The organism is Sulfurihydrogenibium yellowstonense SS-5 (assembly GCF_000173615.1).
GTDB lineage: Bacteria > Aquificota > Aquificia > Aquificales > Hydrogenothermaceae > Sulfurihydrogenibium > Sulfurihydrogenibium yellowstonense.
Genome location: NZ_ABZS01000018.1, coordinates 1 through 13,867, shown reverse-complemented (window position 1 = coordinate 13,867; position 13,867 = coordinate 1). Strand labels below are relative to the sequence as shown.

Sequence of the window (13,867 nt, the reverse complement as noted above, 5' to 3'; positions counted from 1 at the left end):
TGAGAACTCGCTTACTTCCTCCTCTCCTGAGCTCGCCCCTACCTTATGCCAAATTTCTGAATTAACTACATGATATAATTTGTATCCATACTTCCATACCTTATAAGAATAATCTAAATCTTCTACATACATAAAATAAGACTCATCGAGTAAACCAATTTTGTCTAAAATGAATTTAGGAATTAGAACATAGCAAAAAGTGATAAAATTCACTTCTTTTATCCGAGAGCTAATTTTTATATCATGTTTTAGCTTGCCTTTATTTAAATGAATTGTCCTTCCTAGCCACTCATTAAACTTTCCTCCATCATACCACAACCTTTCTGGATCTGAGTAATAATATATTCTTCCACCGTATATTGCCTGTTCTCCAAACTTTAATCTTGCATTGACTAAAATTGAAATAGCATCTCTTTTTATCACTGTATCATTATTTAAAAGAATAACAACATCAAAATCATTTTTTACTAATGCATATCTTATCCCTACATTATTTCCACCTGCAAAACCTAAGTTATCACCACTTTGTATAAATACTAATGGATACTTAGAAGTTGTATCCTTAGGTATTTTATTTTTTAATTCTTCCTCTATCTCAGGATTTCCGCCTTTTTCTGCTTCTTCTCTTGTGTAGTAAACATAAGGTAATGGTTTTGAAACTGGAGGAAATGATAAATTTCTTAAAGAATTATTTGGATTAACCCAAACATCAAGCTTTCCTTCAGCCCAAGCTTTTAAATATTCCATAGAATTATTTGGTGAGTTATTATCTACTACAATAACTTGATAGTTAGGATAATCATTTCTTAAAACACTCTCCAAACACTCTACCGTATCAGCCCAGCCATTATAGTTTAAAAGTATTATATAAACTTTTGGGTAGTTCATTTTTCAAGCTTTATAAAAATTTTCTTTAAATCTTCTATAAATTTTTGTGGTTCATTTTTTATAATTTGTCTATAGTATTCAAAATCTTTATATCTATCTTCGAAATTCTCAAAACAATCTTTTATTTTATCTACAATCTTTGGAATATTTTCTTCTCTGTCTTCAAACTTATATTCATTAGGAATAGGAACATCTTCAAAAAATGAAGCAGAACCTCTTTTACCAGTAATTACACAGCATCCTAACATAGCAGCTTCTTTAGGTATTCTTTCTGGACCTGGGAAGTGTCCGAAATCTATATAAACTTTCGCTTCTTTTAATAAATTTATCACTTCTTCACGCTTCATATTTTCTATAGGGACGAATACAATATCATCTGCAAATTTGATTATTTTTTTTGTAAATGAATACCCCTTCTTAGGGTTGTAAGCAACAATATTTTTTTTGCTATTCAAATTTAACGCATAACTCTCTTCAATAAATCTAATATTTACATAGTAATCCGGTAGATAATACATAGGTTTTAAATCGCTAAACCATTTTAAACCTCTATAGGAATTGCTCATATAAAAATTTGCTAGTTTTAATAATGGATCTTTTATATAATCATATTTTTCTACGAGCTTCTTTAGAATTTCTTCTGAAGTAATATCAAAATTTATTAATGGTTTTCCAAAAAGAAATTTAGCTATCTTATTTATAGCTCTTGGAATAAAAAAATCTTTTTTTGTTAATTGGGATAAATAATAATTATCTACGGATAAAAACCAAACACCTCTTCTTATGTTTTTGAAATGTTGTAGTAAATTTATTCCATCTCGCACTTCAGGAACTATAATTATATTCTTTTCAATGTCTTCAATTTCATTCAAATTTGTAACAAAAGGATTTCCATACATCTTGTACTCTGGATGTACAGGAGTTTCAAATCTTCTATCATCGAAATTATAATAATACATGTAAGCATGAATACTTAAATCTTTTCTCAAATGATAAGTAAGCTGATGTAAAAGCTCTGGCCCACCAGTTGCGGTATTAGCAGGACAGGCAATAAAAATGTTTGTATTTGGATAAATTTTAACACTCATAATCAATGTCTCTCAAATCTTAAAATATACTTTAATTTTAATTGTTCTATGTATTTAGTGGTATAATAATACATTCCGTATAAGACGAAAAATTCTGCTATAACCCATGAAATAGCTGTACCAATATAACTAAAGAAATATGTCAATATAGGGCATAGTATTAGATTTGACATTCCGCTTATTATAATAATTTTAGAAAACTTATCGCTATGCCCTATATTTATAAGAAACTGTGTGCCATATATGTTATTGATAAAAACGGTGATTGGTATTATTAGCATTATTTTGAAAATAATTTCGCTATTTGTAAAATTATCTCCAAGTAATAAAATTATAACTTCATTCGATAAAAGCAAAATTATACTGATAAGAGTTACATAAGTGAAAGTTCCGTAAATTAAAAGTTTCTTACCAAAAGCTACAGCTTTATTAATATCCTCTTTTAATAATTTTGACATAGTTGGATATACAGAATTTATTAATGGTATTTGTAGACCCATAACAGCTCTAATTAGTTTCTCTGCAGCAGAATAATATCCGACTATGGTATTGTTTGTAAATGATCCTAAAATAATTACATTTGTGTTGTTAAAAAATGTAATGTTAACTTGAGATATAAATATATACCACCCCTCTTTTAACTGCCTCTTTAACTCTTCCAAGCCTACAAACTTAAAACTAATCTCAAAGTCTCTAAACACAATCCATAAACCCAGTATCCCTGCAATTATAAAACCCAAACTATTTAATAACGGCACATACAAATAATCAGACGCTTCTTTAACAAACACAAATATAGCAACAGTAAATATAACTTTTGCAAGAATATTTAAAAATGTTATATACTTCATTTTCTCCATACCTTGAAAAAACCATACTGGAAACAAAACCTGCCCCACAACCATTCCAAATGTTAAGTAATAAATTATCCAATCATGTATAAACTTTTCGAACGAAAATATTATAACAGACATTAAAATTAAAGATATTATCATTAAAGCGAGTTTAATTATCATAACAGAGCTGAATATCTCAGAAACCTTATCTTTATTTTCTCTATTTATAGATATATCTCTTGTAGCTGAAAGGTTAAAACCATAATCAGTTAGTATCATAAAATATCCAATAAAAGCTTGCGAAAAAGCAATAAGTCCAAAATTTTCAGGTCCTAATACTCTAACAAGATAAGGCAAAGTAATTAAAGGTAATATATAATTAGCAATCTGAAGTACTGATAAAGATAAAAAATTTTCAATCAGTCTTTTTCTTGCATCGGATTTAAAAAGCTTTTCTTTGTAATTTTTTATATTCATGGATTTTATATTGCAATACCTATTCAGTAATTCCTAATATTGTCCTTCTTTGTTTATAGAGTTTTTGAAACAGTTCAAATAAATCAATCCCGTCATTGCATGTATTGTTTTTCTCCATTTACAACCCCCTCAAAGTACTTTTTAACTAATCATTTTACCATAAGCCTGCTATCATATCAAAAATTAAGTATACCTTTCCACGTTATTTTGAGGCTGTAAGCTGAAGGATCTCTTTTTTTAAAAACAAAAAATTAGACTCTTCCCATCGCTGCAAAATGACGGTGTGGATTTTTGGAGAAACCTCCTCCTAATATTATCTAAATATGACCTATACTAACTGTCATATCAAATCATTTGGTGTCTTTCTCCCAAGATATGTTTTATCAAAGTCAGAATCAAAGCTTACAATGGTTAAACCAAACTTTTCTGCCACTACATACTGATAAGCATCGTCAAAATCAAGATTAAACTTTTGCTTTATTAACCATCCATTCTAAGGCTTTATGCTGTAATTCAACAGAAGTATATTTATCTTTAAATTCAGATAGCCCGCCTGCCCATGAAAGAGTTGGTTTTTTCTTTTCTGTTTCCTCTCTTTTTCTTTTTTCTAACAAAAACAATGCAAAGTCTTCAACTTCTTTTATTAAATCTTCTGGTAATTCTTTTATAATATCCTCTAATTTTTTAGCTTCTCGCATGATTTTTTATCTCTAATATTAAGGTTATTAACCAGCCTTAAATAACTCTCCTAACACCTTCCATACACATCATTAAATCTTACAATATCATCCTCTTCCACATACTCACCAACTTGTACTTCTATTAGCTCTAACGGAATCTTTCCTGGATTAACTAATCTATGTTTAGTTGTTTTTGGAACATATATACTTTCATTTTCATGAACAAAGTATTCTTTTATCTCTCCGTTTTCTTCTAAAACTACTTTTGCAGTGCCTTTTACCACTATCCAGTGCTCACTTCTGTGATAATGCATCTGTAAGCTCAAAGACTCTCCCGGGTATACAGTTATTCTTTTTATTCTGTATCTTTCTCCTTTTTCGAGTTCTGTATAGCTTCCCCATGGTCTATAAACTGTAGTGTGTAGATCTACTAAATAGCTAAGCTCTTTATCATTCTTTATCTTATTTACTACCTCTCTTACTTTTTGCCCTTCTCCTTGTTTAGCTATCAGGATAACGTCATCAGTTTCTACTACTGTGAGATTTTCAAGCCCTATTGTGGATATTACTCTTTTATTTCCTATTATCATGCTGTTTTTTGTGTCTATATCTATTACTTTACCAACTTTCACGTTTTGATTTTCATCCTTTGGAAGTATCTCATATACACTGTCCCATGAACCAACATCTGACCACGTAATGTTCATCGGAATTACTGCTGCTTTGTTCGTCTTTTCCATTACTGCGTAGTCTATCGATATATCCGGCATGTTATCAAAGTTTTTAAGAAGTTCTTCAAAACTATTATCATTTATCATTTGATATATTTCTTCACTATGATTTTTAAACTCTTCAAGGATTGTTTGAATGCTGAATGTAAACATTCCGCTGTTCCAATAAAAATTTCCTTTCATCAGATATTCTGTAGCTTTTTCTATAGATGGTTTTTCATGAAATTTTATGACTTTGTATCCATCTCTTATCTTTTCTCCAGCTTCTATATAACCGTAACCAGTTTCCGGCTTTGTAGGTTTTACTCCAAAGGTTGCTATATATCCTTCCTTTGCAAGCTCATCTGCTTTTTTAACATACTCCACAAACTCTTTGTCAGGCTGTATAATATGGTCTGATGGTGATATAAAAATAGTTTCATCAAATGGTATTTCTTGTTTTTCTGTTAGATATTTAACTGCCAAAGCTATGGCTGGTGCTGTATTTCTTCCTACTGGTTCAGTGATAATGTGAAAATCTTTTTCAGAATGATTTATTTCTCTCAGCTGGCTTTTTAAGTGAAAAATATACTCTTTGTTTGTTATGATTATTATATCTTTTGGACTTTTTACTATTTTTAAAGCTCTATCTATGGTTTTTTGGAAGAGTGATTGATTATCTGCAATTTTTAAAAACTGCTTTGGCAGGTTTTTTCTGGATAATGGAAAAAGTCTTGTCCCACTTCCACCGGCAAGTATAACTACTTTCATTATGATAAGCTCCAAGTTTATTTTAATTACTAATATTTTAACATGGTTTGAATGAGAAAATAGTGATTTTTATAGATATTTAAATATACCTTGGGTGAGAATTAGTAGTTTTTATAAAATTTAATAAAAAAGATCCTTCGGACTTACGTCCTCAGGATGAAAAGGAAAGGTTGACTGATGGGCATTATAGGAATGGAAGCCTTCTTTGTCATTCTGCAGCCGTGGGAAGAATCTTTTGTTATTGTTTTCTTCCTTTTAAAACACAATAAAGCTTGAGATCTTACACTTCGCTGCTGGATGACAAAGAACGACCCAATGGTGCCATTCTAAGCGTTAGCTAAGAATCTCTTGTTTTTCTTAATTTTAAAAAAAAAGATCCTTTAGCTTACAGCTTCAGGATTACACGGAAAGGTAAGCTTATGAGAATTTCGGAACACTATTACGGGATATTAAACAAAGAATAGTAAAATTACACTCTATAATCTAATCTGTAATTTTTAATATAAGTGTAGTTATATTAAAAGGGTAAAAACAAATCAATGAGAAGATAAAAAGGAAAGGTTAAAAAAATCATCCTTGAAGATAAATTCAAAAATCAAAGATTAAAAAATTGCTTTTGAATATAAGAAAGATAGCCATTTATAGCTACAGATAATTTAGTCAACTCCCATATCTTGGGTGAGAAATTAGTGATTTTTATATAATTCGAAAAAGAGATCCTTCGGCCTTATGGCCTCAGGATGACAAACAAGGTAAACTTATAAAAATTTTTAAACACTCTCAATTTTTGGTTAATAACCTTTAATTTTCATGCTACAATATCTTATTATATATACACTGCATTTAAAATTAAGCTTATTATAGAAAAGAAAAAGAGATTGGACAACAGTGGCTAATAAGTCTCGCTTCTATTGGTAAAGCTATAAAAATTTAAAATTTTTAAGTGTAAGGAGTCAATTTGGAAATTTTAGACTTTATTCTTCATATAGACAAATATTTAGACTTAATCATACAAAATTACGGCAGTTTAGTTTATCTGATTTTATTTTTTATAATCTTTGCTGAAACAGGCTTTGTAATTACTCCATTTTTACCCGGAGACTCTCTCTTGTTTGTAGTTGGAAGCTTTGCAGGGAAGGGAAGTTTAAATTTTTGGACTGTTTATTTTTTACTATTAATTGCAGCTATCTTAGGAAATTTAGTTAACTTTCATATAGGCTACTATTTTGGAAATAAGCTTATAGAGAAAAATCTTGTTAAAAAAGAATACATAATTCAAACTGAAAAGTTTTTTCAAAAGCATGGCGGAAAGGCGGTAATCATCTCAAGATTTTTACCAATTTTTAGAACCTTTGTTCCGTTTGTTGCAGGAATTGGAAAGATGGATAAAAGAGAATTTTTTATCTATAACTTTGTTGGTGGTTTTTTGTGGATTACGCTATTTTTAACTCTTGGATACTTTACAGGTAATTTACCGTTTGTAAAAGAAAACTTTAGCCTATTTATATATGGAATTATCATAATTTCAATCTTGCCGGCGGTTATAAAAGCGATTAAAAAATGATTTACCCTTGGGTAGTTTTATTTATAAACCTGTCCTTAGCTGTAGTTTTAAACAAATATCTGAATTTAAACATTTCCATCTTAGTACCAATTTTAGTAATAATTTTATCCTTTGTCTTCAATGGCGTTATAAGATTTTTGGTCTTAAACCTTGCAATATTTTTACTTGGAATTAGTATTTCTTACAAAGAAAAACCAGTATTGCAGATAAATCAACCGATTTTTGTAGAATGTGTAGTAAGTTCTTTTCCTGATTATTTAGGATTTGGAAGCATCTTTAACTGCAAAGTAATAAACTCATCAGAGAAGCAGCTTATAGGTAAAACTTTTCCAGTTTTTGCAAAGTATGAAGAGAATATATATTTTTTATCAAGGATAGCTTTCTTAGGAAAAGCTAAAGAAAAAGATGGAAATTTGGTTTTAATGCCTACCAGATACTTTTTAAAAGTTGACAACTCTGACAACTTTCTGTATCCGATTTTAAAATATCGTGAAAACTGTATAAGCAATTACGGACAAAATGCAATTAGCTATGAAACATTTCAGGTTGGCTCGGCTCTAATATTTGGCGAAAAGAGATATTTAGATTTACAGACTAAAAAGCCGTTTTATCAAACAGGATTAGCTCATCTAATAGCTATTTCAGGCTCTCATATTGCAATACTATTTTTATCTTTAAGCTTTATACTTTTCTTTTTATCTGAAAGAAAAAGACTTATGACTCTTGGCTTAATTTTGCCTGTCTATGGAGTTTTAACAGGTCTTGGTATTCCGGTTGTCCGTGCTGTTTTTATGAGTTTGCTTTACATAATTTCTAAGCTTTTCTATCTAAAAAACAACAGTTTAAACATTCTGTTTTTTACTTCTTTTATCTTTGTTTTCTTCAGCCCAGAAAGTTTGTTTTCTGTATCTTTTCAGCTCTCTTTTTTGGCAGTGTTTGGAATAATACTAACTTTTGAAGTTTTTAAAGATTTAGAAAATTGGCAAAAAGTTTTAATTTCTTCACTTTTTGCAACGCTGTTTACTCTACCGGTTATACTTTACTACTTTGGCAATTTCTCACCTACAACAATCTTTGCAACGCCGATAGCTTCGCTACCTCTTTATCCACTACTTACAATTTCAGTCTTAAATTTGCTTACAGGATTTGAAATTTCTTTTTTAGTTAAGATTATGGACTTTTTCACACTAATATTTATCCAGATAGTGAAATTTTTCAGTAGCTTAGGACTCTACTTTACAGGATTTAGTCCAAGTATATGGCTCATTTTTATCTATCTTGCTACACTAACTTTTATTTTAATTTACAACCTCAACAAAACTCAAAAGATTGCATTATCTACGAATTTGGCAGTTGTATTTTTAATTTTCAGTAAGTCTGACTTATCTCCAAAAATCTATGTGTTTGAAAATAAAGTTTATCCGGTAGTTTTATTTACAGACAATGGAAAATGCTATCTTTTTGCAGATTTTGAGTCAAAAAAGATTCTAAATATCATGAATAAAGAAGGTTGTGAGTATAAAGTTTTACTTACAGAAAAAAGAGAGAAGTTTTCAGATGAGTTTTTATCAGAGTTTGATATTATAAAAGATTTTACTTATCAAATAAGCTTTGAAAATATTCATTATAAAAAGTGGATAAATCCAATCTTGACTGTTGAAGGAAAAGTTTTTGAACTTAAAAATCAAGATTTGGTTATAATGGTTAATGATGATTAACCTCATTTTAATAAAAGTTTAACATTGGTATTATAAAATTATAAAAACTTTATAAGGAGGTTGTAAGATGGTAGAAAATTTAATTCAAAACATTGAAAAAGCGATTGAGGCTGACAAACAAAAGCCAAATCTTGGAATGATAGACCTTGAAAAGGTAAAAGAACTCTACAATAATGGAGCTATCATTTTAGACGTTAGACCACCGGCAAAAGTAAGCGGCAAAACAATGGAAGAAGCAGGCATTAAAAACGCTCTTTATACTCCGGTAGTAGAATTTACAAAGCACTTAGACAGGCTTCCACAAGACAAAGATGCTGTTATCATAACTACATGCAACTTGGTAAAATTTGCAAACAGAGTCATGGGATATTTAGAAGCTCTTGGATACACAAACGTTTATGTTTTCGATGGCTCTACACAAGAATTAATGGATGCTTTAGCTCAAAACAGTTAATTAAATCGATGGGGGGCTAAAAGGCTCCCTTTGCTTTAAGAATTAAGTTAAAAAATGTTTAATTTATCTGATCAATGATAAAAAGTTAGAAAAGACACCTTTTAGATATAAAACTTTAAATATAGACCCAGATTGCCACTAATAGAAATCTTAAATTAAAAAACCTTACTACAAAAAATTAAAAAACTATAATGATAGGAGACAAGCAACAAAAAGTATCAGAAATAAAATTATCAAAAAAACTATTATTTCTTAGAGAAAGTGAGACTGCTTACAAGAACCTACATTGTCATTCTTCAGCCGGCGGAGAATATCCTCTTTTTCTCTCTTTTCACTTTTCAAAAACATTAGAAATAAGATCCTTTAGCCTAAGGTCCTCAGGTCGACAAAAAAGTAATCTGGCAAAAATTTTTGTCGCACTCTCGGGTTTAACAGAAAGCTTACGAATTAAACAGTTGTTTAAAATAAAAAAGCCGTAGGCTTGTAGCCCACGGCGTTAGTTAGCTTTTATGCAGCAGCTTTTATGCAGTTAGGTATTCTAATTCTTCTTCCGGCAATTCATGGAAGTTTAAGTATCTGTAGACTTGATCTTCTTTTCCGGCTATTTTTTTAGCCATGATATTGTGATACTCTTCTAAGGTTGGAAGTCTTCCAAGGATGGCACATATAGCTGCAAGCTCAGCACTTCCCAAGTATACTTTCGCATCTTTACCCATTCTGTTATCAAAGTTTCTTGTACTTGTAGAGAATACTGCAGCTCCATCCTTCACTCTTGCTTGGTTACCCATGCATAAGCTACATCCGGGTACTTCTGTTCTTGCTCCTGCTGTTCCGTAGATAGCGTAGTAACCTTCTTCTATAAGTTGTCTTTCATCCATTTTTGTAGGTGGGACAATCCACAATCTTGTAGGAATTTGTCCTTCTCCTCTTAATATCTCTCCAACAGCTCTGAAATGTCCGATGTTTGTCATACAGCTACCAACAAATACTTCATCTATTTGTTTAGGTCTTCTTTCGTCTGCAAGAACTTCTGATAATGTAGCAACGTCGTCCGGGTCGTTTGGACATGCAACGATCGGCTCTTTTATTTCATTTAAGTCTATTTCAATAACCGCTGCATATTCTGCGTTTTCGTCCGGCTCCAAGAGAACTGGATTATCAAGCCATGCTTTCATTTTGTCAGCTCTTCTTTGAAGTGTTCTTGCGTCTTGATAGCCTGCCTTAATCATAGCTTCAATAAGCTTGATGTTAGACTCAATGAATTCAATCACCGGCTCTTTATCTAATCTTACTGTACATGCTGCTGCACTTCTTTCAGCGGATGCATCTGTAAATTCAAACGCTTGTTCAACTTTTAAGAATGGCAGTCCTTCAATCTCTAAGATTCTGCCGGCAAAGATATTTTTCTTTCCTTTTTTCTCAACTGTTAAAAGTCCTTGTTTTATAGCATAGTAAGGTATAGCATTAACAAGGTCTCTTATTGTAATACCAGGCTGGATTTCTCCTTTGAATCTTACTAATACAGACTCAGGCATTACTAACGGCATTGTGCCTGTTACTGCTGCAAACGCAACAAGTCCAGAACCTGCTGCAAACGAGATTCCAATAGGAAATCTTGTATGGCTATCTCCACCTGTTCCTACAGTATCAGGTAATACCATCCTGTTTAACCATGAGTGAATGATACCATCACCAGGTCTTAAAGATACACCACCTCTGCTTACAATAAATTGTGGCAATGTTCTTTGTAGTTTAATGTCTGCCGGTTTTGGATATGCCACTGTATGGCAAAAGCTTTGAAGTACAAAGTCAGCACCAAAACTTAAAGCTGAAAGTTCTTTTATCTCATCTCTTGTCATTGGTCCGGTTGTATCTTGGCTACCTACTGTTAGAGTTTGAGGCTCAACGTACATACCCGGTCTTACACCCGGCATTCCGCAGGCTTTACCTACGATTTTCTGAGCAAGTGTATAACCAACACCTTCTTTTTCAGGTGGTTGCTCTGGTTTGATGAATATGTTTTCTTCTGGCATTCCAAGAGCTTCTCTTGCTTTTCTTGTTAATCCTCTACCAATGATTAATGGAATTCTACCACCAGCTCTAACTTCATCAGGTAGTGTATTTGGCTTTAGTTTGAATGTAGATACAACTTCACCATTTTTAACGATTTTTCCTTCGTATGGATATATTTCAATAATATCCCCTGTTTCTAATTTTGTTACATCAGCTTCGATTGGTAAAGCTCCAGAGTCTTCAAGTGTGTTAAAGAATATTGGAGCAATGATGCCACCGATTACAATACCACCTGTTCTTTTGTTTGGAACGTGTGGAATATCTTTTCCTATATGCCAGATTAAAGAGTTGGCAGCTGATTTTCTACTTGAACCTGTACCAACTACATCACCAACGAATGCAACCGGGTATCCTGATTTTTTTAGCTCGTTTATCTTTTCAATCGCATCTGGCATTTTTGCTTTCAGCATGCTTAACGCGTGAAGAGGAATATCGCTTCTTGTTTGTGCTTCTGTTGCCGGAGAAAAATCATCAGTGTTTGTTTCACCAGGAACTTTAAAGACAATTGCAGTTATTTTTTCAGGAAGTGGCTCTTTACTTAAAAACCATTCTGCATTTGCCCAAGACTCTAAAACTTCTTTAGCATACTTATTTGTTTTTGAAAGTTCAACTACATCGTTAAATGCATCATAAACAAGTAAGATGTTTTTCAAAGCGTTTGCAGCTTCTTGTGCAATCTCTGGGTCTTTATGGCTAAGCGCGTCAATTAACGGCTTAACGTTATATCCACCCATCATAGTTCCAAGGATTTGAACAGCTTTTTTGGGTGTGATAGCCGGTGAGTGAGCTTTTCCTTGAATAATATCATTTAAAAATGATGCCTTAACAAAAGCTCCTTCATCAACACCAGGGTTAACTCTGTTTTCAAGAAGGTCCATTAAGAACTCTTCTTCTACTATAGGAACTTGTTGCAACAGCTTTACCACTTCTTTAACTTGGTCTGCTGTGAGTGGTAAAGGTGGAATTCCAAGCTTTGCTCTCTCTTCCACATGCTTTTTATACTCTTTCAAAAATCCCATTTTCTTCACCTCGCTTTTTTAGTATTAATTATATTATACATAAATAAATGAAAAAATCAAACACTGTTTGATTATAATAATGCTGATATTTATCAGAATTTATAGTTTAAGTATTAAGAAAATTTGACAAAATAAGAAGAAATTTGAAGAGTAGGATAATCCATCAGAATAATCTGCCATTGTTACTTGTTATGTAATATTGTATGTAATATTGAATTGTATGGTTATACCTTGGGTGAGAAATTAGTGATTTTTATAAAATTTAAAAGTGAGATTCTTCGGACTAAAGTCCTCAGAATGACAGCGAAAGGTTGAATGATACGCATTAAAGGAAGGATAACCTTATGTGTCATCGTATATTAAATATACCAAAAATTTTTAAACTTTAAGAGAATAAGCTTTATAATAATTACAGACATGGGAGAAAAAAGGAAGGACAGATCAAGTCTTTGTCATTGGTCTTTTAAGACCGCTCAGAATGTTTTAGACTGTCCTTCCTTTACTTCCTGCAACCTGAATCAGAACATTAGGCTTTTAAGCCTGTATTGATTACGATGATAGGTTATCAGGAAGTTTCTCTCATGTCAAGTATTTTATGAAAGGAGGTGCTTTTATGAATAGCTACAAAATTGTCGTTGGAGTAGATGTATCTAAAAATTCATTTACTGCTACAGTTTTGTATGATAACAAGAGAGAAAGCTTTGAAGTTAAATCAGACCCAGTTGAGTTTGAAAAGAAAATAAAGCCTTATCTTAAGAAGTTTAAAAAGTCAGATATGCTTATCATAATGGAGCATACAGGAGTTTATCATTTAAAGCTTGCTAATTATCTGTATGAAAATAACTATCAAGTAGCAGTAGTAAATCCATTTTCAATAAGGAAATTTATGGAAGCTAAAATGACAAGAGTTAAAACAGATAAGACTGATTCATACTTTATTGCACAGTATGGAAGAACGTTTTTCGATGGAGAGCTTTATAAACCAAAACCAGATGTAGAAAAAGAAATAGAAGTAAAACTAAAGATATTAGAAGACCTACAGCATCAGCTTACAAACCTAAGAAATCAAAGAGAATCTTTAAGTCATGTACCAATACCAATCAAAAAATTGAAAGAGAACTTGGAATATTACGATGAGCTAATTGAAAAAATAGAAAAAAACATAAAAGAACTTGAAAAAGAGATAAAAGAGTTGACTAAGAAGAATTATCAAGAGGAATACAAGCTTTTAAAAAGTATACCTGGTATAAGTGATAGGGTTATAGGAGTGGTAATAGCAATGTTTGGAGGATTTAAAAGATTCAAGAGTGTAAAGAAAGCAGCCAGCTATGCTGGTTTAAATCCAAGCCCATATGAAAGTGGAGCGAGCGTAAAGAAAAGTGGTTCAATAAAAAAGATGGGAAATCCATATGCAAGAAAGATACTATACATGGCAGCACTATCAGCAATAAGGTTTAACAAATACTGCAGAGAATTATACGAAAGATTAGTAAGTAAAGGTAAAGCTAAAAAATTAGCATTAGTAGCTGTAGCACATAAGCTATTAAGGCAGGCATATGGTGTATTAAAAAACAGAAGACCATTGAGAA

Annotated in this window: 12 protein-coding genes; 5 read left to right on the top strand and 7 right to left on the bottom strand. The window is 31.6% G+C overall.

Going from position 1 to position 13,867, the window contains the following annotated elements:
• The 6 genes from SULYE_RS01390 to SULYE_RS01370 form a co-directional block, all read right to left on the bottom strand.
• On the bottom strand, positions 1-888 hold an 888-nt coding region (locus SULYE_RS01390; protein ID WP_007545761.1), incomplete at its 3' end, for a glycosyltransferase family 2 protein.
• Complete coding sequence (locus tag SULYE_RS01385) at positions 885-1,976, bottom strand: hypothetical protein (RefSeq protein ID WP_007545760.1); 1,092 nt, start codon at positions 1,974-1,976, stop codon at positions 885-887. The genes SULYE_RS01385 and SULYE_RS01390, both read right to left, overlap by 4 nt.
• A gap of 2 nt (positions 1,977-1,978) precedes the next feature.
• Positions 1,979-3,289: a flippase gene (locus SULYE_RS01380; protein ID WP_007545758.1), complete on the bottom strand. Its 1,311-nt coding sequence runs from the start codon at positions 3,287-3,289 to the stop codon at positions 1,979-1,981.
• Positions 3,290-3,629: 340 nt separating this feature from the next.
• The gene (locus tag SULYE_RS08715) at positions 3,630-3,770 is read right to left on the bottom strand and encodes a PIN domain-containing protein (protein ID WP_156784745.1); all 141 of its coding nucleotides are present in this window, start codon (positions 3,768-3,770) and stop codon (positions 3,630-3,632) included.
• Positions 3,754-3,987 carry a DUF2281 domain-containing protein gene (locus SULYE_RS01375; protein WP_007545755.1) on the bottom strand — a complete coding sequence of 78 codons (234 nt, stop codon included), beginning with the start codon at positions 3,985-3,987 and terminating at the stop codon, positions 3,754-3,756. The genes SULYE_RS08715 and SULYE_RS01375 overlap by 17 nt, the downstream gene beginning before the upstream one ends.
• Before the next feature lie 50 nt (positions 3,988-4,037).
• On the bottom strand, positions 4,038-5,450 hold the full coding sequence (locus SULYE_RS01370; RefSeq protein WP_007545753.1) for a mannose-1-phosphate guanylyltransferase/mannose-6-phosphate isomerase: 1,413 nt from the start codon (positions 5,448-5,450) through the stop codon (positions 4,038-4,040).
• A gap of 958 nt (positions 5,451-6,408) precedes the next feature.
• On the opposite strand from SULYE_RS01370, the gene SULYE_RS01365 reads away from it, so the two are divergent.
• The 4 genes from SULYE_RS01365 (at position 6,409) to SULYE_RS08290 (ending at position 9,665) form a co-directional block, all read left to right on the top strand.
• Positions 6,409-7,014 carry a VTT domain-containing protein gene (locus SULYE_RS01365; protein WP_007545751.1) on the top strand — a complete coding sequence of 202 codons (606 nt, stop codon included), beginning with the start codon at positions 6,409-6,411 and terminating at the stop codon, positions 7,012-7,014.
• The gene (locus SULYE_RS01360; protein WP_007545749.1) at positions 7,011-8,732 is read left to right on the top strand and encodes a ComEC/Rec2 family competence protein; all 1,722 of its coding nucleotides are present in this window, start codon (positions 7,011-7,013) and stop codon (positions 8,730-8,732) included. Before SULYE_RS01365 ends, SULYE_RS01360 begins: the two co-directional genes overlap by 4 nt.
• 67 nt (positions 8,733-8,799) lie before the next feature.
• Positions 8,800-9,186, top strand: coding sequence for a rhodanese-like domain-containing protein (locus SULYE_RS01355; protein ID WP_007545747.1), 387 nt, complete (start codon positions 8,800-8,802; stop codon positions 9,184-9,186).
• A 191-nt stretch (positions 9,187-9,377) separates the two neighbouring features.
• Positions 9,378-9,665 carry a hypothetical protein gene (locus SULYE_RS08290; RefSeq protein ID WP_198001787.1) on the top strand — a complete coding sequence of 96 codons (288 nt, stop codon included), beginning with the start codon at positions 9,378-9,380 and terminating at the stop codon, positions 9,663-9,665.
• Between the two features lie 42 nt (positions 9,666-9,707).
• Here the strand turns inward: SULYE_RS08290 and acnB are convergent, their stop codons facing one another.
• Complete coding sequence (acnB, locus tag SULYE_RS01350) at positions 9,708-12,278, bottom strand: bifunctional aconitate hydratase 2/2-methylisocitrate dehydratase (RefSeq protein ID WP_007545745.1); 2,571 nt, start codon at positions 12,276-12,278, stop codon at positions 9,708-9,710.
• 613 nt (positions 12,279-12,891) lie between these two features.
• Here acnB and SULYE_RS01345 point away from each other — a divergent pair.
• Positions 12,892-13,867 (top strand): IS110 family RNA-guided transposase (locus SULYE_RS01345; RefSeq protein ID WP_007545742.1); only part of this gene is annotated, 976 nt, incomplete at its 3' end.

What these genes read in the sequence shown, in the direction of transcription:
- SULYE_RS01385 (WP_007545760.1), bottom strand. Translation starts at nt 1,976, where the DNA reads ATGAGTGTTAAAATTTATCCAAATACAAACATTTTTATTGCCTGTCCT.
- SULYE_RS01380 (WP_007545758.1), bottom strand. Translation starts at nt 3,289, where the DNA reads ATGAATATAAAAAATTACAAAGAAAAGCTTTTTAAATCCGATGCAAGA.
- SULYE_RS01375 (WP_007545755.1), bottom strand. Translation starts at nt 3,987, where the DNA reads ATGCGAGAAGCTAAAAAATTAGAGGATATTATAAAAGAATTACCAGAA.
- SULYE_RS01370 (WP_007545753.1), bottom strand. Translation starts at nt 5,450, where the DNA reads ATGAAAGTAGTTATACTTGCCGGTGGAAGTGGGACAAGACTTTTTCCA.
- SULYE_RS01360 (WP_007545749.1), top strand. Translation starts at nt 7,011, where the DNA reads ATGATTTACCCTTGGGTAGTTTTATTTATAAACCTGTCCTTAGCTGTA.
- SULYE_RS01355 (WP_007545747.1), top strand. Translation starts at nt 8,800, where the DNA reads ATGGTAGAAAATTTAATTCAAAACATTGAAAAAGCGATTGAGGCTGAC.
- SULYE_RS08290 (WP_198001787.1), top strand. Translation starts at nt 9,378, where the DNA reads ATGATAGGAGACAAGCAACAAAAAGTATCAGAAATAAAATTATCAAAA.
- acnB (WP_007545745.1), bottom strand. Translation starts at nt 12,278, where the DNA reads ATGGGATTTTTGAAAGAGTATAAAAAGCATGTGGAAGAGAGAGCAAAG.